Origin of the sequence: Sphingomonas endolithica (assembly GCF_025231525.1) — a bacterium.
GTDB lineage: Bacteria > Pseudomonadota > Alphaproteobacteria > Sphingomonadales > Sphingomonadaceae > Sphingomonas > Sphingomonas endolithica.
In genome coordinates this window covers 1,329,792-1,351,656 of record NZ_CP103057.1, presented here as the reverse complement: position 1 = coordinate 1,351,656, position 21,865 = coordinate 1,329,792, and the positions used below count along the sequence as shown (strand labels likewise).

Sequence of the window (21,865 nt, the reverse complement as noted above, 5' to 3'; positions counted from 1 at the left end):
CGTCAGGATCCAGAGTCACGATGGGCATTGCCAGCGGCTCTGGATCCCGGATCAAGTCCGGGATGACGAATACGGAAAGACTTTCCAATGACCAACCAGTTCGACCTTACCGACGACCAGCGCGAGATCCAGGATCTGGCGCGGCGGTTCACTGCCGATCGCATCACGCCGCATGCCGCGGAATGGGACGAGCACCACATCTTTCCGCGCGATACGATCCGTGCGGCGGCGGAACTCGGCTTCGCCTCGATCTACGTGTCGGAGGAGAGCGGCGGGATCAATCTCGGGCGGCTGGAGGCGGCGCTGATCATGGAGCAGATGGCCTATGGTTGTCCCTCGACCTCGGCGTTCATCAGCATCCACAACATGGCCAGCTGGATGATCGACCGGTTCGGCGCGCAGCCGGTGAAGGACAAATATCTGCCCGATCTGGTGACGATGGACCGGATCGCGAGCTATTGCCTGACCGAACCCGGTTCGGGATCGGACGCCGCGGCGCTCAAGACCAAGGCGGTGAAGGATGGCGACGACTGGATCGTCAGCGGCACCAAGCAGTTCATCAGCGGCGCCGGCGAGAACGAAGTCTATGTCACGATGGTCCGCACCGGCGAGGAAGGCCCCAAGGGCATTTCCTGCCTGGTGATCGAGAAGGACATGCCCGGCGTCAGCTTCGGCGCGAACGAGAAGAAGCTCGGCTGGCATTCGCAGCCGACGCGGCAGGTGATGTTCGATGCGGTGCGCGTGCCGGGCGAGAACCTGGTCGGCGGGCTGGGCGAGGGCTTCCGCATCGCGATGATGGGGCTGGACGGCGGGCGGCTCAATATCGGCGCCTGTTCGCTGGGCGGTGCGCAGCGCTGCATCGACGAAGCGGTACGCTACACCAAGGATCGCAAGCAGTTCGGCCAGGCGGTGGCGGATTTCCAGAACACGCAGTTCATGCTCGCCGACATGGCGACCGAGCTCGAGGCGGCGCGTGCCTTGCTGTATATCGCGGCGGCCAAGGTGACCGCGAATGCGCCCGACAAGACCAAGTTCGCGGCGATGGCCAAGCGGCTTGCCACCGATACCGGCTCCAGCGTCGTCGATCGTGCGCTGCAACTGCATGGCGGGTACGGCTATCTGCAGGATTATCCGATCGAGCGCTTCTGGCGCGACCTGCGCGTGCATTCGATCCTGGAGGGCACCAACCAGGTGATGCGGATGATCGTCGGGCGGGAGATGACGCGGCAATGATGTCGGCATGCAACCGTGTTCCTGCGAACGCAGGAACCCAGAGCCCCGAGGCATACCTTTGTTACCCTGGGCTCCTGCCTGCGCAGGAGCACGGAATGTGACGCAGGACGTTCTCACCACCACCGAAGGCGCGCTCGGCCGCATCAGGCTCAACCGGCCCAAGGCGCTCCACGCGCTCAATACCGGCATGTGCACGGCGATGCTGGCCGCGCTCGACGGCTGGGCGACCGACCCGGCGATCGAGGCGATCCTGATCAATCACGCGGACGGCCGCGGCTTCTGCGCGGGCGGCGACATCCGCATGCTGGCCGAATCCGGCGCGGCGGACGGCGTGGAGGCGCGCGCCTTCTTCCACGTCGAATACCGGCTCAACCACCGCCTGTTCAGCTATGCCAAGCCGACGGTGGCGTTCATGGACGGGATCACGATGGGCGGCGGTGTCGGGCTGTCGCTACCGTGCGATTTCCGTGTCGCGACGGAGAATACCAAGTTCGCCATGCCCGAGACGGGGATCGGGCTGTTCCCCGATGTCGGCGGCGGCTGGTATCTCTCGCGGCTGTCGGGGCGCACCGGACAGTATCTCGCGCTGACCGGGCACCGGCTGGACGGCGCCGAGTGTCTCGCGCTGGGCCTGGCCACGCACTATCTCGCCAGCGAGGCGCTGGCGGAGGCGAAGCGGCGCATCGCGGCCGATCCGCAGGCCATTGCCGCGATCCTGGACGCGCTCGCCACGCCGACGCCCGATGCGCGGATCCTCGCGCAGCGTGACGCGATCGACCTCTTGTTTGCTTCGGACGAGCTGGAGGTAATCTACCGGGTGCTGGAGGCGGATGGCGGTGAATGGGCCGGGCAGCAGCTCGCCACGCTGCGCACCAAATCGCCGCAGACGATGAAAGTGTCGCTGCGCCTGCTCCACGAGGGGCGCCAGATGGCGACGTTCGAGGATGAGATGCGGCAGGAATATGCGGTCGGCGCGCATGTCGTGCAGCGGCACGATTTCATCGAAGGCGTGCGCGCGGTGATCGTCGACAAGGACAATGCACCGCGCTGGCAGCCGGCGACGCCGGAGGGCGTGACCGACCATGTGATCGACCAGATTTTCGCCCCGCTGCCGGACGGCGAGGCGTGGACGCCCCATTGATCCGTCATCCTGACGATGGTCGGGATCCAGAGCGGTGAACGTTGACGTTCGTGGCTCTGGATCCCGGATCGAGGCCGGGATGACGAAGAAGGAGAAGACGATGCCGACCTACGAAACCATCCTCGTCGAACAGCGCGGGCCCGTCACGCTGATCACGCTCAACCGGCCGCAGGCGCTCAACGCGCTGAACGGGCAGGTGCTGGCCGATCTGCTTGCCGCGCTGGCCGTCTATGATGCCGACGAAAGCCAGGGCTGCGCGGTGCTCACTGGCAGCGAAAAGGCCTTTGCCGCCGGCGCCGACATCAAGGAGATGCAGGCGCAGGGCTTTGCCGAGATGTACGGCAGCAACCATTTCTCGGGCTACGAGACGCTGACCCGCACGCGCAAGCCGATCATCGCCGCGGTCGCCGGCTATGCGCTGGGTGGCGGTTGCGAGCTGGCGATGATGTGCGATTTCATCCTCGCGGCCGACAGCGCGAAGTTCGGGCAGCCCGAGATCAAGCTGGCGGTGTCGCCCGGCATGGGCGGATCGCAGCGGCTGACCCGCGCGGTGGGCAAGGCCAAGGCGATGGAGATGTGCCTGACCGGGCGCATGATGGACGCCGCCGAAGCGGAGCGTGCTGGTCTCGTCAGCCGCGTGATCCCCGCCGCGGAATTGATCGAGGAGGCAGTGAAGACCGCCACAACGATCGCCGGCATGGCACCGCTCGCGGTCAAGGCGAACAAGGAAATGGTCGACGCGGCGTTTGAGACCGGCCTGACCATGGGCGTGCAGTTCGAGCGCCGATTGTTCCACGGGCTGTTTGGCACTGCCGACCAGAAGGAAGGCATGGCCGCCTTTGTCGAGAAGCGGTCGGGGGCATGGACGGGGAAGTAGCTTACCAGAGTAATCGTCATCCCGGGCTCGACGCGGGATTCAGAGCCGGCAGCACAGCGCGCGCGGCCCTGGATCCCGGCTCGAGGCCGGGATGACGAAGAGGATTAGGAGAGAGAAATGGCACGCGTCGCATTCATCGGTCTGGGTAATATGGGCGGCGGCATGGCTGCGAACCTCGCAAAGAAGGGACATGACGTCCGCGCCTTCGATCTCTCGCCCGAGGCGCTCGCCAAGGCCGAGAAAGCGGGCTGCCTGGCCGCTGCCAGCGCCGCCGAAGCCTTGGACGGCGCCGAGGCCGTCATCACCATGCTGCCCGCCGGCAGCCATGTCGAAACGGTCTATGCCGACGCGGTCTTCGCCGCCGCACCGGTCAGCGCGATCCTGATCGATTGCTCGACGATCGACGTCGCCACGGCCAGGCGCGTCGCCGAAGCGGCGCAGGCCAAGGGGTTCACGATGGTCGACGCGCCCGTTTCGGGCGGTATCGCCGCGGCCAGTGCCGGCACGCTGACCTTCATGGTCGGCGGCAGCGCGGAAGGGTTCGAGCGCGCGCAGCCGTTCCTGGCCGATATGGGCAAGGCAGTGATCCATGCCGGCGTCGGCGGCAGCGGACAGGCAGCCAAGATCGTCAACAACATGCTCCTGGGCGTCACCATGGTCGGCACGTGCGAGGCGTTCCTGCTGGCCCAGAAATTGGGGCTCGATCCGCAAAAGTTCTTCGACATTTCCAGCGTATCGTCTGGCCAGAGCTGGTCGATGACGTCCTATGCGCCGCTGGCCGGTGTCGGCCCCGACACGCCGGCCGACCACGATTATCAGGGCGGCTTCGCCACCGCGCTGATGCTGAAGGACCTGCGGCTGGCGATGGAAGCCGCATCCGGTGCCGATGCGGACACCCCGATGGGCGCCAAGGCGGCGGAATTGTACGAGCGGTTCAACGCGCAAGGGCAGGGCGGCACCGACTTTTCGGGCATCATCCGGATGCTGGATGAGAGGCATTCTGGATCTTGACCTCGCGCGCCCCGGAATTGGTCGGCGGCTATCCGGCACGAGCATGATTCGTCATCCCGGCGCAGCTAAGCAAGCCGGTATGGATCCCCGCCTGCGCGGACATGACGAGGTGGACCATGTCCAAGCGGTACGATCACCGCCTTGGCGCGGGGTCCACCCAGCGGCTGGCGATGCGGATAGTGGATCGAGAGCATAGTTGTGCGGCACGTTGGACCCCGGAACAGGTCCGGGGTGACGGTCTGGTGATGCCTTCCTGCTGTCCTACAAGCATCAAACCCGCTAATCCGCGGCGTCGGTGCACCGCAGCGGACACCGGCAATGTTGAAAAGTTCCCGCGGCTCAACATATTCAACATTCGCGCTGCATTGGCGCACGGGAGGGGAATATGGCCGTCACCGGCGCTGATGATCTTGCGGGTCTGCCCGGCGACCCGCCGACCGCCGCCTGCCCGGCGCCGAGCCGCAAGGAAATCCAGCTCGTCATCAGTGCCTCGTCGCTCGGCACCGTGTTCGAATGGTATGATTTCTTCATCTACGGCACGCTGGCGGCATCGGGCATCATCGGTCGCACTTTCTTCCCTGGCGGCTCGGAATTGCTGCAGACGCTGTTCGCCTGGGCCGGCTTTGCGGTCGGGTTCGGCTTCCGCCCGCTGGGCGCCGTGCTGTTCGGCTTTCTCGGCGATCGGTGGGGGCGGAAATACACTTTCCTCGTCACGATCACGCTGATGGGCATCGCCACTGCCGGCATGGGGCTGGTGCCCTCGGCCGCCTCGATCGGCGTCGCCGCACCGCTGATCCTGATCCTTCTGCGCATCCTGCAGGGCCTGGCGCTGGGCGGCGAATATGGCGGCGCGGCGATCTACGTCGCGGAGCATTCCCCGCCCGGCCGATCGGGCTATTTCACCAGCTTCATCCAGGCCAGCGTGGTCGGGGGCTTTATCCTCAGCCTGGTCGTGGTGCTTTCCACCAAGGCGGTGTTGCCGACCGACATCTGGGACGATTGGGGCTGGCGCCTGCCGTTCCTGTTCTCGCTGCTGCTGCTCGCCGTATCGCTCTACATGCGGCTGAAACTGTCCGAGAGCCCGGTGTTCAAATCGATGAAGGAAGCGGGCGAAACCGCGCGCAATCCCTTCACCGAAAGCTTCACCTATCCCGGCAACCTCAAGCGCCTATTCGTGGCGCTGTTCGGCATCGCCGCCGGGCTGACCGTGATCTGGTACACCGCGATGTTCACCGTTCTGTCGTTCCTGCAGACGACGATGCGCGTGGAGGAAACCGCCGCGCAATTGATCGTCGGGGTGGGGGCGGCATCGGGATTGTTCTGGTTCGTGTTCTTCGGCCGCCTGTCGGACCGGATCGGGCGCAAGAAGCCGATCGTGGTCGGCTATGCCGCGACCTTGCTGCTGCTGTTCCCGGTATTCTGGGTGATGGGCAGCGCCGCCAACCCAGGGCTGTCCGCCGCCGCGCGCCGCGCACCGGTGATCGTCTCTGGGCCTTCCTGCGCCTATGATCCGTTCGCCGCCCAGCAGGTCGACCAATGCGGCAAGCTGCTCGACTATTTTTCCAAGAAGGGCGTCGAATATACCAAGGAGCACACGCCGGCGACGGTCGTCAGGATCGGCGGCGAGGGCGTGGCGGACATGACGCCGGCCGGCCTCGACAAGGCATTGGTCGCGGCGGGCTACAATCTGGACAAGGTCGTGCCGCCGGCCGGCAATATCGTCGTCATCCTGTTCTCCATCCTGGTCTTGGGTGCGTTATCCGGCGTCACCTATGGCCCGGTGGCGGCGCTGCTGGCGGAGATGTTCCCGCCGCGCATCCGCTACAGCTCGATGTCGATCCCCTATCATATCGGCACCGGCTATTTCGGCGGGTTCTTGCCGTTCATCAGCCAGTACATCGTCGCGCGCAGCGGCGATCCCTATGCCGGTCTGTGGTACACGTGGTGCGTGGTGGCGATGGCCTTGGTGGTGACGGTGATCGGCCTGCAGGAGCCCAAGCACGTGCCGCCCGCCGCCGCCTGACCAATCGCGGACCTTGTGCGCGCAGGGCGGCGGGCATACGGCAGCCGACGTGATTGACATTAGCGCTCCCCTCCGCCTCCGCCTCGACACCCAGGCCCTGATCGACAATTGGCGCACGCTGGACCGGATGAGCGGCACCGCCGCATGCGGCGCGGCGGTGAAGGCCAACGGCTATGGCCTGGGCGCCATCGAGGTGGCCGAGCGCCTCGCCGGCGCCGGCTGCCGCGACTTCTTCGTCGCCAATTGGGCCGAGGCCCAGGCGCTGGCACCGATCGGCCTGCCGGTATCGGTGCTGCACGGCGTGCGCGCGGAGGACATGCCGGCCGCCTTGTCCGGCTTCGCCCGCCCCGTGCTCAACACTGCGCAACAAGTGGCGCGCTGGAAGGCAGCGGGCGGGGGCGCGTGCGACGTGATGATCGATACGGGCATGAACCGGCTGGGCTTGTCGGTCGATGAACTCGATCTGCTGGCGGGGCTGCAGATCGAAACGCTGATGAGCCATCTGGCTTGTGCGGATGAAGACAGCCCGATGAACGAGCGCCAGCGGGTGGCGTTTGCGGTGCTGGCGGGACGGACGGGAGCGCGGCGGATGAGCTTGGCTAATTCGGCTGGGATTGCGCTGGGAAGCGACTATCATTTCGATCTGACACGGCCGGGACTAGCGCTGTATGGCGGCGTACCGCGGAGTGAGTTCAAGGGCACCGTTCGCCAAGTGGTCGCGCCCGAAGCGCAGCTGCTCCAGCGGCGGCGTGTCGCGGCGGGGGCGACGGTAGGATATGGCGCCACCTGGTGCGCGGATCAGCACGCCGAGGTTGCGATTATCAACCTTGGTTATGCCGACGGCTATTTTCGCAGCTTTTCGGATCGGGGCAGTGCCTGCTTTGGCAGCACCATGCTTCCCGTCATCGGTCGAGTGTCGATGGATCTCGTCGCACTTGATGTATCGGCCGCAGCCACGCTCGGGGAGGGTGATTGGATCGCGATTGACTTCGGATTGCCCGAAGCGTCGGCCCAATCTGGAATGAGCGAGTATGAATTACTAACCAGCCTGAGCGCCCGCTTCGCGCGCTACTGGGGGTAAAGCGCCTACGAACTCCGCTGTCGGAATCGCTGACTGGATGTAGTTTATTGTGCGCAAAAATGGGGCGAGGCCACAGCCTCGCCCCCACAAGCTTATTGCGCCCGGTTAGAACTTTCCACGGAAGCCCGCGAAGAAGTTGCGACCGCGAGCATTGAAGATACCTGACGAACTCGTCGCAGCGCTCGCACCCAATGGTGGGATTCGATTGGTCAGGTTGTCAACGCCAGCAAAGAAGTTGAAACCATCGCCATCACCATCGCCACTGACCTTAAAGTCGAAGCGAATGCTGTGATACAGGACGCTCGGATAATATGGGATGTCGAATACGTCGGCGTTGAGCGGCGGCTGGCCGTTGAGCGGGTTCAGGTTCTCGTACGTCGTCGCCGCCGTTGGCCCGAGCACCAGCTGTGGGCTGATGTAGCGCATCGTATAGCCGACCGTCAGCGGTCCGAAGCCGACATCCACCAGCCAGCGGAACTCGTTCTTTGGATCGCCTACCTCGGTTAGAAGCCGGTTTTCGAGGTTAGGATTGGTCGCGTCTTCGAAATTGCTGTTCTGGAAGATGTGCGACAGGTTCAGGCGCGTATCGAGCCGGATGTTGTCGGTCAGGTTGGTGCGATACGCCGCTTCGATATCCAGGCCGCGACGAACACGGCTCGCAAAGTTCTGCGGGCCCTGAACAACGGTGTAGTTCAGGATCTGGCCAGGGAGTTCGCCCGCAGCACCGGCACCACCGGTGAGGTTGCGACTGAACGTGGCGCAAAGTGGGCTGCTTAGTGAAACCGAGTCATAGCAGGCATCCACGATCTGCTGCGCCGTAAGCGAAACGATCACGTTCTTGACCTTGATGTCGAAATAGTCGGCACTGAGGGAGAAGCCCGGCAGGAACCTTGGCGTGATGACGGCGCCGAGCGTGTAGGAGTCCGACGATTCCTCGATCAGGTTTGGGTTGCTGCCGCTGATGACGCCGAGCGAGTAACCCGCCGGTGCAATGTTCGCAAGCTGTGCCGCGGAGAGCTGCGACGCGCAATTCGTGCCGCGATTCGGATTGTTGCCGATCGCATTGACGTTGCACGGATCGACAAAGCTGTTCGCGAAGTTGTTTACGTTCGGGAAGCCATTTTCCGACACGTTCGGCGCCCGCACAGCGCGAGCGTAATTGCCACGGAATCGGATATCCCGGATCGGTGCCCATTCGACACCACCATTGTAGGTGTAAACCGTACCGACCGCACTGTTATAGTCGGAGATGCGGCCGGCGCCGGTTACCGTCAGTTCCTCGAAGAACGGCGTATCGCGGAGGATGGGGAACTGAAGTTCACCGAATGCTTCCTTCACCTTCGTCGCGCCAGGCGCGGCATCGCCCAGGAACACGTTGTTCGAGATGCCATTGTCGGCGGCGTCATCACTGTCGTTGAACGCCTTTTCACGACGATATTCACCGCCGACCACGAAGCGGACCGGCCCGCCTGGTAACGAGAACAACTGGCTGGAGTCGCCCGAGACGAAGCCCTGGAAATCGAGCTGATCGATCGAAGAGCGATTGTGGGCAACGTAGCTGAAGTATGAGATCGCTGCCTGGTTATTGGGTGCGCCGAACGCGTTGTACGGAACGCAGGCGGCGATGTCCGTCGCCAGCGCCGCCGCCGAGCCGCTGAACGCCGCCAGCCCGGTAGCTGCGGCTGGGTCAAATTGCGAGCGGCACTGGATCGCACCGGTGACCGGGTTGCGGCCGGCGTCCAGCGAAAGGAGGAAACGCTGACGGTTTACATAACCGGTCAGCTCGTCGGTCTCCTTGAACTTGCCGTAGTTCGCCGAAAATTCGTAATGCCAGTCGTCGTTGAAATCACCGCGGACGCCACCAACGAACCTGTAGGTCTCCCGGTCGAAATATTCGTCGCGCGGGCCCAGATCGGTCAGCGTGCGGGCGAAAAGGAAGCGGTAGGTGCCATTTGCGATCGCCAGGTTGCGAGCGGCCAAAGCAGCCGCTCGCGTGGCTTCCTGCGCCGGAGTCGCGCCAGCCTGGCCGGGTGTGTTGTTTACGCACGACACGGCACCGATGGATGTTCCCAGGGGGAAAGTGCAATTGTTCGCAAGGTAACCGCTGGCAATCGTCGCGCGATCTGCCGCATTCAGGAACGGATTGTCGAGCCGCGGATTAAGACGGGCATCGTTGCCCAAGGATGCGGTGGTGTTGTTGAGGAACGTCGGGCCGGCGTTGTTGCCCACGGTCTTGATGCGCGAGTATTTTCCTTCGAAGAACAGATCGAATGCGCGGCTGAACTCATAATGCGCGAGCAGGTTGATGTTGTAGCGTTCGTTGCGTGGGAATAGCGAACCCTGATTGTCCTCGCGTCCGGTCTGGCCATTGCCGCCGATGACGGAGCCGCCAGGGCCCGTGCCGACGCGCGTGCCGGTCAGCGGGGTAAGGCGGCCACCTGGCGTGAAGAGGAAAGAGCAAGTGTAGGCAGTGCCCGCCGTATTGGGGGCACCATTGTTGGCGAGCGTACCAGTGCCGCATGCTCCGGAGCCATTTTGCTGCGGAATGCCAACCACACCGAAACGGTTGGTCAGCGGTTGGCGGATGTCGCGTAGGAAAACGTTATCCGGGAAGCCGTCGCTGCCCTGCGGCAGCCCGGTGCTATCCGCGTCGACTGCGACAAAGCCGTTGACCTGGCGCAGATGCGGAACGTCCGAGTAAAATACCCGTTTGGACTTCGAATATTCACCTTGCACGGTCACGTTGCCGCGGTCGTCGGCGAAGTTGAAGCCTCCCAGCGCCGAAATGAACTGGTTGCCGCCATAGCCTGCTTCGGCAACCCCGGTGTTACCGCGGATCTGAAGGCCGTTGAAATTGTCGCGCAGGATGAAGTTGACCACACCCGCGATCGCGTCCGAACCATAGACCGCCGAACTGCCGCCGGTGATGATTTCTACGCGCTCGATCAGGTCGGTAGAGATCGAGCCGACATCCACCGAAGCAGCGTTGTTCAGGATGTCGGCCGGGACATGGCGACGGCCGTTGACCAAAACCAGGGTGCGGATCGTCCCAAGGCCACGCAGATCGAGCAGGTTGAGGCCGGCAACGCCGACGCCCGCGCCTACGGTCTGCTGAGCAACCGACGTGCGCAACTGCGGCAACTCGTTGAGTGCGTCTCCGACGCTAGTCTGACCCTGTCTGAAGAACTCTTCGCCACCGAAGGTGGCGATGGGCACAGCCGATTCGACGTTGGGCCTACGGATGCGCGAGCCGGTGACCACGACAGTCCCCTCGGCATCAGATCCATCGGCGCTAGTTTCAGTCTGCTGAACGTCGGCAGCCCCGACTGGCTGCGCTATTTCAGAATCGGATGGTGTCGTCTGTGAGAAAGCGGGAGTGGCAACGATCAGTGAGCTTGCAAGCGCCGTAGCGCCTAGCAGATGGCACATTTTCATAGATTTGACCCCCTAAAATGAAGAACCTGTTAGTTCTGTTCATCAAGGAGCAAGGTTTGCCCAAGGTCCGCAACCCTTTTTCACTGGAGCAAACACGAATTGTCCCAAAGGCCCTCAATCTGTTGCAATGATGCTACAGATTGAAAACGAGCGTATTACAACAGCATAGCAGTCGAGCGCCTCACTCGCGCGCCACGCACATCGCGATTCCCATGCCGCCGCCGATGCAGAGCGTCGCCAGTCCCTTCTTCGCGTCGCGCTTGTGCATTTCGTAGATCAGCGTGGTGAGCACCCGGGCTCCGCTGGCGCCGATCGGGTGGCCGATGGCGATCGCGCCGCCGTTGACGTTGACCTTGTCCGCATCCCAGCCGAGTTCCTTGCCGACCGACAGCGCCTGCGCGGCGAAGGCTTCGTTGGCTTCGATCAGGTCTAGATCGCCGATCGACCAGCCGGCCTTTTCCAATGCCCGGCGGGTGGCGGGGACGGGGCCGATGCCCATGATCGAGGGATCGACGCCGGCCGATGCCCAGCTCTTGATCGTGGCGAGGATCGGTGATCCTCGGCGTGTCGCTTCCTCACGGCTCATGATGACCAAAGCGGCGGCGCCGTCGTTCAGGCCGCTGGCATTGGCGGCGGTGACGCTGCCGTCCTTCTTGAACGCCGGCCGCAAGCCCGACACGCTGTCGAGCGTCACGCCGGCGCGGATATATTCGTCGTCCGAGACGATCGTGTCGCCCTTGCGCCCCTTCAGCGTGACCGGCGCGATCTCGTCGACGAACCGCCCCGACGACCGCGCCGCATCGGCCAGGTTCTGCGAGCGCACGGCGAATTCGTCCTGCGCCGCCCGGGGGATCTGATATTGCTCGGCCAGGTTCTCGGCCGTGATGCCCATATGGTAATTGTTGAACACGTCGGTCAGCCCGTCGCTGACCATCGTGTCGACCATCGTGACGTTGCCCATCTTGGTGCCGCCGCGCAGATGCTGTGCGTGCGCCGACATCGACATGGATTCCTGGCCCCCGGCGACCACGATCGTGGCGTCGCCGGACTGGATCGCCTGGGCTGCCAATGCGACCGCGCGCAAGCCGGAGCCGCACACTTGGTTGACGCCCCAGGCGGGGATCTCCTTGGGCACGCCGGCGGCCATCGATGCCTGACGCGCCGGGTTCTGGCCCTGCGCGGCGGTGAGCACCTGGCCCAGGATCACTTCCGACACGTCGGCGCCATCGACGCCCGCTTGCTCCAGCGCCGCCTCGATCGCGATCCGCCCGAGTTCATGCGCCGGCGTCGCGGCAAAGGCGCCCATGAAGCTGCCGACGGGGGTGCGCTTGGCGGCGGTGATGACGATGTCCATGAAGGCTCTCCTGCAATATTGTTGGCTCATGTAGAGCGGGGCAGGGCGCCGATCCAGTGCGCCAGCGGCTCCCATAGTTGCGCGCGTCCGCCGCGCCCGACGATCATGCCGACATGGCCCGCCCCGAGATCGCGCCGGTCGGGCAGGTCGGCTGCGCTCTCCGCCGGCACGATCCGGTCGCTGAGCGACACGAAGTCGATCGCGGGGCAGGATAAAGCGGCGGGATCGGCCAAGACGCCGCCCACGCGCCAGGCGCCACTGCCGGTCACATCACCGGCGATGAATTCCTCGAACAATTGCCGCCCCGCGGCATAGGTCAGCGGCGCGCCGGCATTCGCCCAATCCTCCATGGCGACAAACAGCTGCGCGCCGCGGCTGCCCGGTTCCATGGCGGCGAACGCCTCGTACTTGGCGATCGTCCGCTGGGGGTCGAGCCGCCAGAAGCCCGATTGCAGCACTTCCATCGGCACGGCGCCCATCGTTTCGCACACCGGGCCGGCCGCCGCCCATAGCCTGGCGATATCGGCACGCGCGGCATCGCCGAAGCCATCGAAGCGCCACGGCCCGGCGATCAGCGCCAGCCCCGCCACCGGCGCGGCACAGGCCGCGGCGAGCGCCATCGTGCCGCCTAGGCAGTAACCGACCAGCACGGGCGGTTCGCCAAGCCTGGCGATCAGCGGCAACAGCAGCTGCTCGACATGCCCGGTGACGTCCATCGCGCGGTCGGCGGGTGTCGGGCTGCCCCAATCGAGCAGATAGGGGTGGAAGCCCTGGGCGGCGAGCCAGCGGAGCAGCGATACGTCCGGGGTGAGATCCAGGATGCCGGGCGGATTGATCAGCGAGGGCACGAGGATCAGCGGCCGGCGGCCGCCACCCTTGTGGCCATAATCACGCAGCCGCGCCCGGCCCTTGCGGAAGCGCGCCGGCGCGCGCCGCTGGGGCCGGCCGCGGGATGCTTGTTGATAGGCGCGCAATCCCGCCAGCGCCGCTGCCTGACGATCGGGGGATGCGGCAGTCTCCGCGCGCAGCATGTCGAGAAACAGTGGCAGCGGCCGGGGGCTGTGTTGCGGTGCGGTAAGAAAGGGTGATACAGGCGGTTCAGACACGGTTGGGGAGCCTTTCGCCATGAAGAAGCAAAGCGTGGGCGACGGCCCGGTGATCATCAAGAAATACGCCAATCGGCGGCTCTATAATACCGAAACCTCCTCTTACATCACGCTCGAACATCTTGCCGCGATGACGCGCGAAGGCCGCGACTTCAAGGTCGTGGATGCCAAGACCGATGCGGACATAACACATAACGTATTAACGCAGATCATTATGGAAGAAGAGTCGCGCGGCGAGACGATGCTGCCGATCAACTTCCTGCGGCAGTTGATCTCGATGTATGGCGATTCGATGCAGACGATGGTGCCGGGCTATCTGGAGGCGTCGATGGACAGCTTCCGCCGCAACCATGACCAGTTCAAGAGCGCGGTGGAGGGTGCGTTCGCCAATTCTCCCTTCGCCGATATCGCCAAGCGCAACATGGCGATGTTCGAAGCCGCCGCCACCGCATTCAAACCCGGCGGCCAGATGCCTGGCATGCCGATGACGGGGAGTGCGCCGGCCGCGCCGTCCGCCGCCAGTAAGGACGATGAGATCGCGTCGCTCAAGGCTGAGCTGAGCAAGCTTACCGAAAAGATCGAGAAGCTGGACAAATAAGCTGGTCGGGGCGGTGATCGACGACGCTGCCTGGCCATGGCTGGCGATTACGCTCGCGGCCATCATGCTCGCGGGGGTCTTCGGGCTGCGCGAGCGACGGCGCAAGCGCCGCGTAGATCCGGACCGGGTTGGCTGGATCGACTCGCCGAGCGTGCAGATGCTCGCGCTGATCGCGGCCGCGGTGTCGGCGATCATCGCCTTTCACCTGTAGAGCTAAATGGCTTTGAGCGGATTCACTCCCACGGTTAAGGTGACGTCATCGTGCTCTAGGTCATGATGACCTCGGATTGATCTGTCATCCCGAACGGGTGTGAATCAAACCGACGTCATCTTGCTATAAAGCAGCTCACTTCGGGCGGACGAACTTCAGCGTCATGCGGTCGCTCTCGCCGATCGCGGCATAGCGCGCACGGTCCTTGTCCTTTTCGGCATAGCTCGGCGGCAGCGTCCACACGCCGCCCGGATAATCGTGCGTATCCTTGGGATTGGCGTTGACGTTGCTCTCGCCGACCAGCCGGAACCCCGCCTTGGTGGCGTAGGCCACGACCGACGAGCGCTTCATATACCCGCTCTTGCCTTCGTCGACGCCCACCTGCGTCTCGGGCAGGCGGTGCTCGACCAGGCCCAAGGTGCCGCCGGGCTTCAACATCGCAAACATCTGGTCGAAGGCGGCTTGCGTGCGGTCGCTCTCGCCAAAGCGCCAATTGTGGACGTTGCGGAACGTCAGCACGACGTCGGCCGTGCCGGCGGGCACGGTGGCCTGGCCGGCTGCTGCCGGGAAGATCGCCGTCTTCATGCTGCGGAACAGCGCCGGGTTCGCCGCCTGCAGACGCTGCACGGCGCCGAGGCCCTTCTCGCTGGGGGCCGCGGCATAATAGACGCCGCGCTGCGCGAGATAGGGCGCGAGGATCTCTGCGTACCAGCCGCCGCTCGGCCAGATCTCGACCACCGTGTCGGTCGGCTTTACGCCGAAGAAGCTGAGCGTCTCGGCCGGGTGGCGATAGCGGTCGCGCGCGACATTGGCCGGGGTGCGCGTGGGTGCCTTTACCGCGGCGACCAGCGCCGGGGAGGGGCTGGTCGCGGCGGCGATCGCGAGACCGGGAAGCGCCAGGCTGAAGGCGGCAAGGGCGATGCGGTGCATGAGACGGACCCCTAGATCGATTGGCGGACATAGTGGCCGTCGCCGCCGGGCGGCGCAAGTCGTGCCGCTCTGCTGCAATTCAGTAGAAGTTGCGCAGTGCCAGGCGGCGTTTCGACCCGTCGCACATGTCGAATGCCACCACGCGGCCGGTGTCGCCGATCGACCAGCTTGCCATCGCGCTGCCGGCATAATCCTGCGGGATCGGCATGTCGTCCACCATGCAGATCAGATCGCCAGCGCGCCATTCACCTTGCGCGGCCGGGCTGCCGCGCATGACGTGCAGCACGCGCAGCCGATCGGGTTCGGCCGCGACCAGCAGCCCGCTGGTCGAGCGCAACGGCGGCAGATCGGCACGCGCGCCGGGCTTCAGCACCATGTGCCCGGCCGTGGGATCGAGCAGCACGCGGTAATTCTGCAGGAAGCCGGATCCGATGCGCCCCGCCATGCCCATTGCCTGCGAAAAGCCGCGCGCGGGTTCCAACTGCACCTCGACATTGCGGGCGATCAGCGTGCCGGTGGCGAGCTCATCAAGGATCGCCAGATCGGTGACGATCGCGCCGCCCAGGCCGAACGAGATCGTCGAGGTACGCGCCCGCGCGACCAGCCGGGCGGTCGACCATGCTTCGGCGGAGAAGGTGATCGCGTTGCCATCGCCCGTATCGACGATCATCGGGCGCATCCGACGCCCGTTCAGCGTCACCTCGCCAACATAGACCAATCGATCGCGCGATACGGCAAGCGGCGCGGTCGCCCCGAGAAAGGGCATGCGGCCTGAGGGGAGCAGGCGGAAGCGCCGCGCATCATAATCGATGTCCAGCGCATAGCCCTCGAGCAGGTCGCGCCCGACCAACAGCTCGATCGGACGGGTGCTGCCCGTCGCGTTCGCCGGCAGCGTCGCCACGCTGATGCTGCCGCCAGCCCGCGTCAGGCCGCCGATCTGCATCGCGCGCGTGTCGATCCAGCCGATCGGCACGACGCCACCGATCGCGCTGGCGCTGCCGCCACGCCGCACGGCAAGCCGGTGCGCATCGACATAGGAACGCGACAGCGCTGTGTAGCTGACCCCGGTATCCAGGATGGCGGTGACCGGCCGTCCATCGACCGTCATGGCGAAGCGGATCTGGTTACCCGGCGTCAGATCGAAGAATACCCAGCGGGCCTCGGTGTCGGGCGCAAGCGTGTCCGTCGCGGCGGGCGCGGCGGCGGAGAGCAGGACGAAGGTTGCGGCGAGCAGGCACGCGCGCCTGCGGGGGTTGGTCGTGCTCCTGATCCCAACGGCCGCGCCGATCCGGCTCAACGCGCGTATGTCAGCATCCCATGCATGCCGAGCCAGCGCGAAAAGGCATCGAACCAGCCGGTGCTGGTCGTGGTCTTGGGATACATGCCGAAGCCGTGCCCGCCTTGTTCGTACAGGTGGAACTCGACCGGGCGCTTGGCCGCGCGCCAGCTGTCGATCAGCCCGTACCCGCCATTGCCGAACAGCGGATCGTCGGCGGCGAGCGCGACGAACATCGGCGGCGCGCCGGCCGGGACGGTCACCGCGGACAGAGGACCGTAGATGTTGCCGATAAACGCGGGCTTGGCATCCTGCCCGGCCAGCGTCGTCGCCATCGTCAGCATGGCGCCGGCCGAAAAGCCGACCATGCCGATCTTGTTGGGATCGACATGCCATTCGCCGGCGCGGCGGCGGACCAGCGCGAAGGCGGCGCGTGCATCGGCGATCTGCGGCGCCAGCGCCGCCATCGCCTCGTCGGGCTTCGGCCGCGGCGCGCGCGCGACGCCCGAGAACATCTCGCTCATCGACCGTTCGAACGCCGGCATGTCCTTGGGCGTCTGGATCAGGCGATACTTCAGCACGAATGCCGCCACGCCCTGCGCGGCCAGCGCGCGCGCGACGTCATAGCCCTCATTCTGCATCGACAGGGTGCGGAAGCCGCCGCCGGGCGCCACCACCACGGCTGCGCCGGTCGCCTTGGCCGGATCGGGCAGGAAGGGTGTGAGCGTGGCGATGGTGACGTTGCGCGCGAACACGCTGCCATATTGACTGTGCCACGATTCCGCGACGGACGCGCCGGGCAGGGGGCCGGTGCCGAGGTCGATCGCCGTTGGCTGCGCCGGCGTGGCGATCGGCGTCATCCGATCATTCTGGGCCTGGGCGGGCACCGCCAGCACGCAAGCGGCCAGACCGATCGCGAGATGCTGCGCCACCCTGCGCCGCATCAGCCCGACCGCGCGCTCACCGAACATCCGCCGCATCATCACTCCCCCGATCGTCGTTGATCTCTGCGCCATCTGTCGCGCGGCTTCGCAGGGTGAGCAAGCAGAACATGGTTTGCTACGGAGGAGGCGGCGACGTCTGGTTCGCTACCGTACGCAACCCGCTACGTCGATCCAGCCTGGACGCGTCGCTCTAGCGGCGCAGCAACAAGACGGTACCGTCGTTCCAGTTCATGACCAGCCGGTCCGTTCCCACGGGGTAGAAAGCCGAGCCGCCGGCCGGGTCTTCGGGGCCGAAGATCGAATCGGCATCGCCGCACTCCCATACGTGCATGGCGCCGACCTGAGCCGGTGGCAGCTTGAACTTCGCCCAGCCGACCTTGAACGCCGGGGAGAATTTCCGCACCTCGGTTGCATCCGAGACGATATGATAGAAGGGGTCGGGGCATTCGGCCGATACCTTGCCGTCGGCACCGACCCAGCCGAGCGCGGTCTCGCTGAACGACAGCGTGCGACCGACCATCGCATTGCCGCTCGCCCCCCCAGCCGCGTCGATCACCTTCCATTTGCCGTGCACCCGCGCGGCCGGGGCTTCCGTACCGGACACTTCGCCGGGCGCGACGTCGTCGCCCGATTGGTTGGTATCCGCCGATAGCGGCGTGGCCTCCGGGCTTGGCGGGGTGGCAGGCGCGGCAGCATCTGCTGCGGGTTCCGCCGTTGTCGTGGTTTCGCTGGTCACGGCATTGGCGCCGGGCGTGGCGCCGCATGCGGTACTCGCGAGCAGCAATGCCGCAGCGGCAACGGCGCGCAGGGTAGGATGATCAACGGCGTGCAAGGACATAGCTGAATTCCGGTTGCGAAGTGATGGAGATGGCAGCGAGGAAGGATTGATACTGGCTGGGCTTGATCGTCTGGCAGGCCGCGGACCCAGTGAAACGCTCCGACCCGCCGCGATGGATCAGGATCGATTGCTGTGCGCCGCTGCGGTCGATCCGATTACTGTCGTTCGCGTCGAAATTGCCGTCCTGGTTCGTGTCGCGCTCAGCGACCTGCGTCCGTGTCGCGCGAAAGGCGACCGCGTTCATGAAATTGCCCACGCGCTTGCGATAGCGGTAATTGCCGAGCACGAGCCGGCCGAGGTCCATCTTGCCGTCCTTGTTCATGTCCGTGTGCGAGCCCCTGGCCGCGCGCCTTTGTCCATGGGCATAGGCACCGGCGGGTTCGGTGGACCCATCGAACGTGCGCATCTGGACCGTGCCGTCGCTCAGTTTGCGCAGCACGGCGATCTTGTCGTCATACTGGCCGTTCGGATTGTCGCGGTAGTTGGTCGGGGTCCGCAACGCGACCACGACGCGCTTGCCTGCCTCGAAATCGGCCTTTGCCTGTGCGTTGCCGAATTCCATCAGCTTGCCCAGGAACAGATTGGTGCTGTCCTCGCGGCCCGGGGCAGGACGGGGCGGCGGTGGAGGCGGCGCGGCGCGGCGAGTGGCGCCTGCGCCATTGGCAGCGGGCCCGCTTGCCGGACTTGCGCGGCCGCTGCGATCCGGGACCCGCAGCCGCTGGCCGATCCGAATCAGGTTGGCATTGCGCATGTCGTTGGCAGCGGCAAGTTCCTGCCATGTCGTCCCGTAGCGGGCGGCGATACCGCCCAAGGTCTCGCCTTTGGCAACGACATGATCCGGCATGAACCCTGGCTCCCTGCTACCTAAATGACATCCGCTCTTGTTTGCCGCCGATCAGCGGCGCCTTTCCGGCAACGCAATCCCACGAAGTCTACACGCGACTCATCGCGTGGCAATACCCGCCCAACTTGACACAATCATTGCACGTGTAACGGCCGAATGCAGGCACGCCGCGTGCTCGATCAGGTGCCATTATCACCAGCGCGATCGTTCAGTCTTCCGCCCAACGGCGCAGCAGGTTGGATTGAGTCTTGGCCAGCAGGTCGAGCTCAGGCGTCTTGCCGAGGCGCTCGAACAAGGCATGGCGCGCGGTTTCCAGATCGAACAGAAGCTCGCGTGCGGCGGCATCGCGGACGAGGCTGCGTACCCAGGTGACGGCGGCGCGTCGTTCGCCCGACACGACCGGCGCCACCCGGTGCAGGAACGTCGTCGGATAGACCACGGCCGAGCCGGCGGGCAGCTTCACGTCCTGTTCGCCGGCGGCGGATTCGATCACCAGTTCGCCGCCGTCATATTCGTCCGGCTCCGACAGGAACACGGTGACCGACAGATCGGTGCGCATGCCGCCCATCATGGCATCGTCGACATGGCTGCCATAGGCCATGCCGGGTTCGTAGCGGCTGAACAGCGGCGGGCGCACCAGGTGCGGCCGTGTCGCCATCTGGAACAGGCGATTGTCCAGCAACCGATCGACCACCAGATCCTGCAACTCGGACAATGCAGGATCGGTACGATCTACCTGCTCGTTGCGCTTGACCATGCGCGCCTCCCGCCCGGCGGTCTGCCGGCCGTCGACATGTGCCATGTCGCGCAGCTTATCTCGCACCGACCGGAGACTATCGGCGTCCAGTACGTTGGCAATCATGATCAGCATGGGGATATCCTCGGGTGCGGCCACGATCGGGCCGGCCTTGCCCAGTAGCGGTTGACGACACCCATGGCCAATGCGCCGAACGAAAGAGACATTATGCGGACGAAATTATGGATGGGCGTAGGCGCCTTCGTGATCGCGCAGTCCGGGCAGGCGATCATCGCCCAAGCGGGCGCGATGCCACTGTCCAGCACGGCGGACCAGCAGGGCGAGGGTGGCGAGAACGAGCGCGGCGAGGGTGAAGCGGAAGGCGAAGGCGAGGGCCGGCGGCAGACCGCCCGTAGCGCGCGGGCGCGACATGTCGCCAAGTCCAACCGCCGCACGCGTGCCGCCCAGCAGCGGGTCAGCCAGCGCGGCGAAGGCGAACATGAAGGCGGGGAGAACGAACGGGGCGAGGGCGAAGGCGAGGGCGAGCGCTAAGGCTAACCGCGTCGTAACACGATGATGGGCCGGTTATCCTGCTTTGGCGGGCTGACCGGCTCGTCTCACCATGCTTACAGGCACGCTTCCAGGAATGCCTGGTCGAAGCCGAATTGCCGCGCTTTCTCCAGCGTGTAGGGGCGCAGGCCCATCGAGCGGTATTCGCCGATAATCTTGCCGTCGGCGCTTTCGTCGAGATATTCGAACTTGAACAATTCCTGCGTGACGATCACCGGGCCTTCCATGCCGATCACTTCGGTCACGTTGGTCACCCGGCGCGAGCCGTCGCGCAGGCGCTTCACCTGGATGATCAGCTCGACCGAGTCGGCGATCTGGCGGGAGATGGCTTCCTTCGGCACCTTGATGTCCGACATCATCACCATGTTCTCCATACGCGCCAGTGCCTCGCGCGGCGAGTTGGCGTGCAGCGTACACATGGATCCATCGTGGCCGGTGTTCATGGCCGAGAGCATGTCGAAACACTCCGACCCGCGAATTTCGCCCAGGATGATGCGATCCGGGCGCATACGCAGCGCGTTCTTCACGAGATCGCGGATGCTGATCTCGCCCTGACCTTCGAGATTGGCTGGGCGGGTTTCCAGCGGCAACCAGTGCGGCTGCTGCAGGCGGAGTTCCGCGGCGTCCTCGATCGTCAGCACCCGTTCGCCCGGGTCGATCATCTTGGACAAAGCGTTGAGCATCGTCGTCTTGCCCGAACCGGTACCGCCCGAAATGACCACGTTGAAGCGGCTGGCGCCGGCGATCTTCAGCGCGGTGGCCATCTTCGGGCTCATCGAGCCGAACCCGGCCATCATGTCGAGCGTGATCGGCTTGTCGGAGAATTTACGAATCGAGATCGCCGTGCCGCGAAGCGAGAGCGGTGGCACGATGACGTTGACGCGGCTGCCGTCCTTAAGGCGGGCGTCGGCCAGCGGCGTGGTCTGATCTACGCGACGGCCGACCGAGTTGCAGATGCGCTGCGCGATCTGGAACAGATGCTCCTCGTCGCGGAACTGAATCGGCGCGAGGACCAGCTGGCCCTTGCGCTCGACATAGGTCTGGTCCGGACCGTTGACCATGATGTCGGTGATCGTCGGATCGCTGAGCAGTTCTTCGAGTGGTCCGAGACCGAGCAATTCGTCGACCAACACCTTTTCCAGCGCGAATTGTTCGCGGCGGTTGAGCGTCAGCTTCAGTTCGGCCAGCACCTCGCCGATGATCGGGCGGAATTCCTCCGCCAGCTCATCCTTGTCGAGCGTGGCGGCGGCTTCGGGATCGACGCGTTCGAGCAGGCGCGGCAGCACCTGTTCCTTGATCTTGTGAATCGAGCTTTCGAAACCTTCGACCCGGCTGTTGCCGGCATCGCCCGACGTCGCATGGCGCTCGGCGAGCCGCTGCATCGCCTCGTGATTGGCGCCCGGCATGGCGCCCGAGGACAGCGTGTCGACCGTTTCACCTGGCATCGGCAGTGGCGGGAACTGCTCGCCACCGACCGGCTCGACCTCGGCAGGGCGCGCTGCGCTGCCTTGCATCGGGCGGGCGACGCCGAATGCGGGCCGGCTGCCTGGGCCAGACTTGGTTCCGGGGCGACGCCCAAATGCACTCATGCCGTAAAAGTCCTCGTGGTTACCTCGTCTGGTAAGCACCAAGCTTTGACATTTTACTAAGCACGACG

The 21,865-nt window shown here is 65.1% G+C and carries 19 protein-coding genes; 9 read left to right on the top strand and 10 right to left on the bottom strand.

Going from position 1 to position 21,865, the window contains the following annotated elements; genetic code table 11:
- Positions 1-87: 87 nt before the first annotated feature.
- The 6 genes from NV382_RS06350 to alr all read left to right on the top strand — a co-directional run bounded on the left by NV382_RS06350 (position 88) and on the right by alr (position 7,366).
- The gene (locus tag NV382_RS06350) at positions 88-1,233 is read left to right on the top strand and encodes an acyl-CoA dehydrogenase family protein (RefSeq protein WP_260599670.1); all 1,146 of its coding nucleotides are present in this window, start codon (positions 88-90) and stop codon (positions 1,231-1,233) included.
- Positions 1,234-1,330: 97 nt separating this feature from the next.
- Positions 1,331-2,374, top strand: a complete 1,044-nt coding sequence (locus tag NV382_RS06345; protein ID WP_260599669.1) for an enoyl-CoA hydratase/isomerase family protein — start codon at positions 1,331-1,333, stop codon at positions 2,372-2,374.
- Between the two features lie 100 nt (positions 2,375-2,474).
- Positions 2,475-3,251, top strand: a complete 777-nt coding sequence (locus tag NV382_RS06340) for an enoyl-CoA hydratase (RefSeq protein ID WP_260599668.1) — start codon at positions 2,475-2,477, stop codon at positions 3,249-3,251.
- A gap of 117 nt (positions 3,252-3,368) precedes the next feature.
- Positions 3,369-4,262 (top strand): 3-hydroxyisobutyrate dehydrogenase, encoded by an 894-nt coding sequence (gene mmsB / locus NV382_RS06335; protein ID WP_260599667.1) that lies wholly within the window; start codon positions 3,369-3,371, stop codon positions 4,260-4,262.
- Positions 4,263-4,647: 385 nt separating this feature from the next.
- On the top strand, positions 4,648-6,285 hold the full coding sequence (locus tag NV382_RS06330) for an MFS transporter (RefSeq protein WP_260599666.1): 1,638 nt from the start codon (positions 4,648-4,650) through the stop codon (positions 6,283-6,285).
- Positions 6,286-6,343: 58 nt separating this feature from the next.
- A complete protein-coding gene (gene alr / locus NV382_RS06325; protein WP_260600330.1) occupies positions 6,344-7,366 on the top strand; it encodes an alanine racemase in 1,023 nt (340 codons plus the stop codon).
- A 105-nt stretch (positions 7,367-7,471) separates the two neighbouring features.
- Here the strand turns inward: alr and NV382_RS06320 are convergent, their stop codons facing one another.
- From NV382_RS06320 to NV382_RS06310, 3 genes are all read right to left on the bottom strand, one after another.
- Positions 7,472-10,582 carry a TonB-dependent receptor domain-containing protein gene (locus tag NV382_RS06320; RefSeq protein WP_260599665.1) on the bottom strand — a complete coding sequence of 1,037 codons (3,111 nt, stop codon included), beginning with the start codon at positions 10,580-10,582 and terminating at the stop codon, positions 7,472-7,474.
- A gap of 400 nt (positions 10,583-10,982) precedes the next feature.
- The gene (locus NV382_RS06315) at positions 10,983-12,155 is read right to left on the bottom strand and encodes an acetyl-CoA C-acetyltransferase (RefSeq protein ID WP_260599664.1); all 1,173 of its coding nucleotides are present in this window, start codon (positions 12,153-12,155) and stop codon (positions 10,983-10,985) included.
- A 26-nt stretch (positions 12,156-12,181) separates the two neighbouring features.
- A complete protein-coding gene (locus NV382_RS06310) occupies positions 12,182-13,186 on the bottom strand; it encodes an alpha/beta fold hydrolase (protein WP_260600329.1) in 1,005 nt (334 codons plus the stop codon).
- 94 nt (positions 13,187-13,280) lie between these two features.
- Here NV382_RS06310 and phaR point away from each other — a divergent pair, with 94 nt between their 5' ends.
- Together phaR and NV382_RS06300 are read left to right on the top strand one after the other, a co-directional pair.
- Positions 13,281-13,859 carry a polyhydroxyalkanoate synthesis repressor PhaR gene (phaR, locus tag NV382_RS06305; protein ID WP_260599663.1) on the top strand — a complete coding sequence of 193 codons (579 nt, stop codon included), beginning with the start codon at positions 13,281-13,283 and terminating at the stop codon, positions 13,857-13,859.
- 13 nt (positions 13,860-13,872) lie between these two features.
- Positions 13,873-14,070 (top strand): hypothetical protein, encoded by a 198-nt coding sequence (locus NV382_RS06300; RefSeq protein ID WP_260599662.1) that lies wholly within the window; start codon positions 13,873-13,875, stop codon positions 14,068-14,070.
- Between the two features lie 135 nt (positions 14,071-14,205).
- Here NV382_RS06300 and NV382_RS06295 read toward each other — a convergent pair whose 3' ends face one another.
- From NV382_RS06295 to NV382_RS06270, 6 genes are all read right to left on the bottom strand, one after another.
- Positions 14,206-15,000: a class I SAM-dependent methyltransferase gene (locus NV382_RS06295; RefSeq protein WP_260599661.1), complete on the bottom strand. Its 795-nt coding sequence runs from the start codon at positions 14,998-15,000 to the stop codon at positions 14,206-14,208.
- Between the two features lie 79 nt (positions 15,001-15,079).
- Positions 15,080-16,297, bottom strand: coding sequence for an aspartyl protease family protein (locus NV382_RS06290; RefSeq protein ID WP_260599660.1), 1,218 nt, complete (start codon positions 16,295-16,297; stop codon positions 15,080-15,082).
- Positions 16,294-17,220: an alpha/beta hydrolase gene (locus NV382_RS06285; protein ID WP_260600328.1), complete on the bottom strand. Its 927-nt coding sequence runs from the start codon at positions 17,218-17,220 to the stop codon at positions 16,294-16,296. Before NV382_RS06285 ends, NV382_RS06290 begins: the two co-directional genes overlap by 4 nt.
- Before the next feature lie 190 nt (positions 17,221-17,410).
- Positions 17,411-18,058: a hypothetical protein gene (locus NV382_RS06280; protein ID WP_260599659.1), complete on the bottom strand. Its 648-nt coding sequence runs from the start codon at positions 18,056-18,058 to the stop codon at positions 17,411-17,413.
- Positions 18,039-18,902 carry a LysM peptidoglycan-binding domain-containing protein gene (locus NV382_RS06275; RefSeq protein WP_260599658.1) on the bottom strand — a complete coding sequence of 288 codons (864 nt, stop codon included), beginning with the start codon at positions 18,900-18,902 and terminating at the stop codon, positions 18,039-18,041. Before NV382_RS06275 ends, NV382_RS06280 begins: the two co-directional genes overlap by 20 nt.
- A 208-nt stretch (positions 18,903-19,110) precedes the next feature.
- The gene (locus NV382_RS06270) at positions 19,111-19,773 is read right to left on the bottom strand and encodes a Fe2+-dependent dioxygenase (protein WP_260599657.1); all 663 of its coding nucleotides are present in this window, start codon (positions 19,771-19,773) and stop codon (positions 19,111-19,113) included.
- Positions 19,774-19,866: 93 nt separating this feature from the next.
- On the opposite strand from NV382_RS06270, the gene NV382_RS06265 reads away from it, so the two are divergent.
- Complete coding sequence (locus NV382_RS06265) at positions 19,867-20,190, top strand: hypothetical protein (protein ID WP_260599656.1); 324 nt, start codon at positions 19,867-19,869, stop codon at positions 20,188-20,190.
- A 74-nt stretch (positions 20,191-20,264) separates the two neighbouring features.
- Here the strand turns inward: NV382_RS06265 and NV382_RS06260 are convergent, their stop codons facing one another.
- The gene (locus NV382_RS06260) at positions 20,265-21,797 is read right to left on the bottom strand and encodes a CpaF family protein (protein WP_260599655.1); all 1,533 of its coding nucleotides are present in this window, start codon (positions 21,795-21,797) and stop codon (positions 20,265-20,267) included.
- Positions 21,798-21,865 lie beyond the last annotated feature (68 nt).

Excerpts from the sequence above, each read along its gene's own strand:
- NV382_RS06330 (WP_260599666.1), top strand. The coding sequence starts at position 4,648 with ATGGCCGTCACCGGCGCTGATGATCTTGCGGGTCTGCCCGGCGACCCG.
- NV382_RS06295 (WP_260599661.1), bottom strand. The coding sequence starts at position 15,000 with ATGCACCGCATCGCCCTTGCCGCCTTCAGCCTGGCGCTTCCCGGTCTC.
- mmsB (WP_260599667.1), top strand. The coding sequence starts at position 3,369 with ATGGCACGCGTCGCATTCATCGGTCTGGGTAATATGGGCGGCGGCATG.
- NV382_RS06310 (WP_260600329.1), bottom strand. The coding sequence starts at position 13,186 with ATGCTGCGCGCGGAGACTGCCGCATCCCCCGATCGTCAGGCAGCGGCG.
- NV382_RS06265 (WP_260599656.1), top strand. The coding sequence starts at position 19,867 with ATGCGGACGAAATTATGGATGGGCGTAGGCGCCTTCGTGATCGCGCAG.
- NV382_RS06340 (WP_260599668.1), top strand. The coding sequence starts at position 2,475 with ATGCCGACCTACGAAACCATCCTCGTCGAACAGCGCGGGCCCGTCACG.
- NV382_RS06280 (WP_260599659.1), bottom strand. The coding sequence starts at position 18,058 with ATGTCCTTGCACGCCGTTGATCATCCTACCCTGCGCGCCGTTGCCGCT.
- NV382_RS06285 (WP_260600328.1), bottom strand. The coding sequence starts at position 17,220 with ATGCGGCGCAGGGTGGCGCAGCATCTCGCGATCGGTCTGGCCGCTTGC.
- NV382_RS06260 (WP_260599655.1), bottom strand. The coding sequence starts at position 21,797 with ATGAGTGCATTTGGGCGTCGCCCCGGAACCAAGTCTGGCCCAGGCAGC.
- phaR (WP_260599663.1), top strand. The coding sequence starts at position 13,281 with ATGAAGAAGCAAAGCGTGGGCGACGGCCCGGTGATCATCAAGAAATAC.
- NV382_RS06350 (WP_260599670.1), top strand. The coding sequence starts at position 88 with ATGACCAACCAGTTCGACCTTACCGACGACCAGCGCGAGATCCAGGAT.
- NV382_RS06315 (WP_260599664.1), bottom strand. The coding sequence starts at position 12,155 with ATGGACATCGTCATCACCGCCGCCAAGCGCACCCCCGTCGGCAGCTTC.
- NV382_RS06270 (WP_260599657.1), bottom strand. The coding sequence starts at position 19,773 with ATGCTGATCATGATTGCCAACGTACTGGACGCCGATAGTCTCCGGTCG.
- NV382_RS06275 (WP_260599658.1), bottom strand. The coding sequence starts at position 18,902 with ATGCCGGATCATGTCGTTGCCAAAGGCGAGACCTTGGGCGGTATCGCC.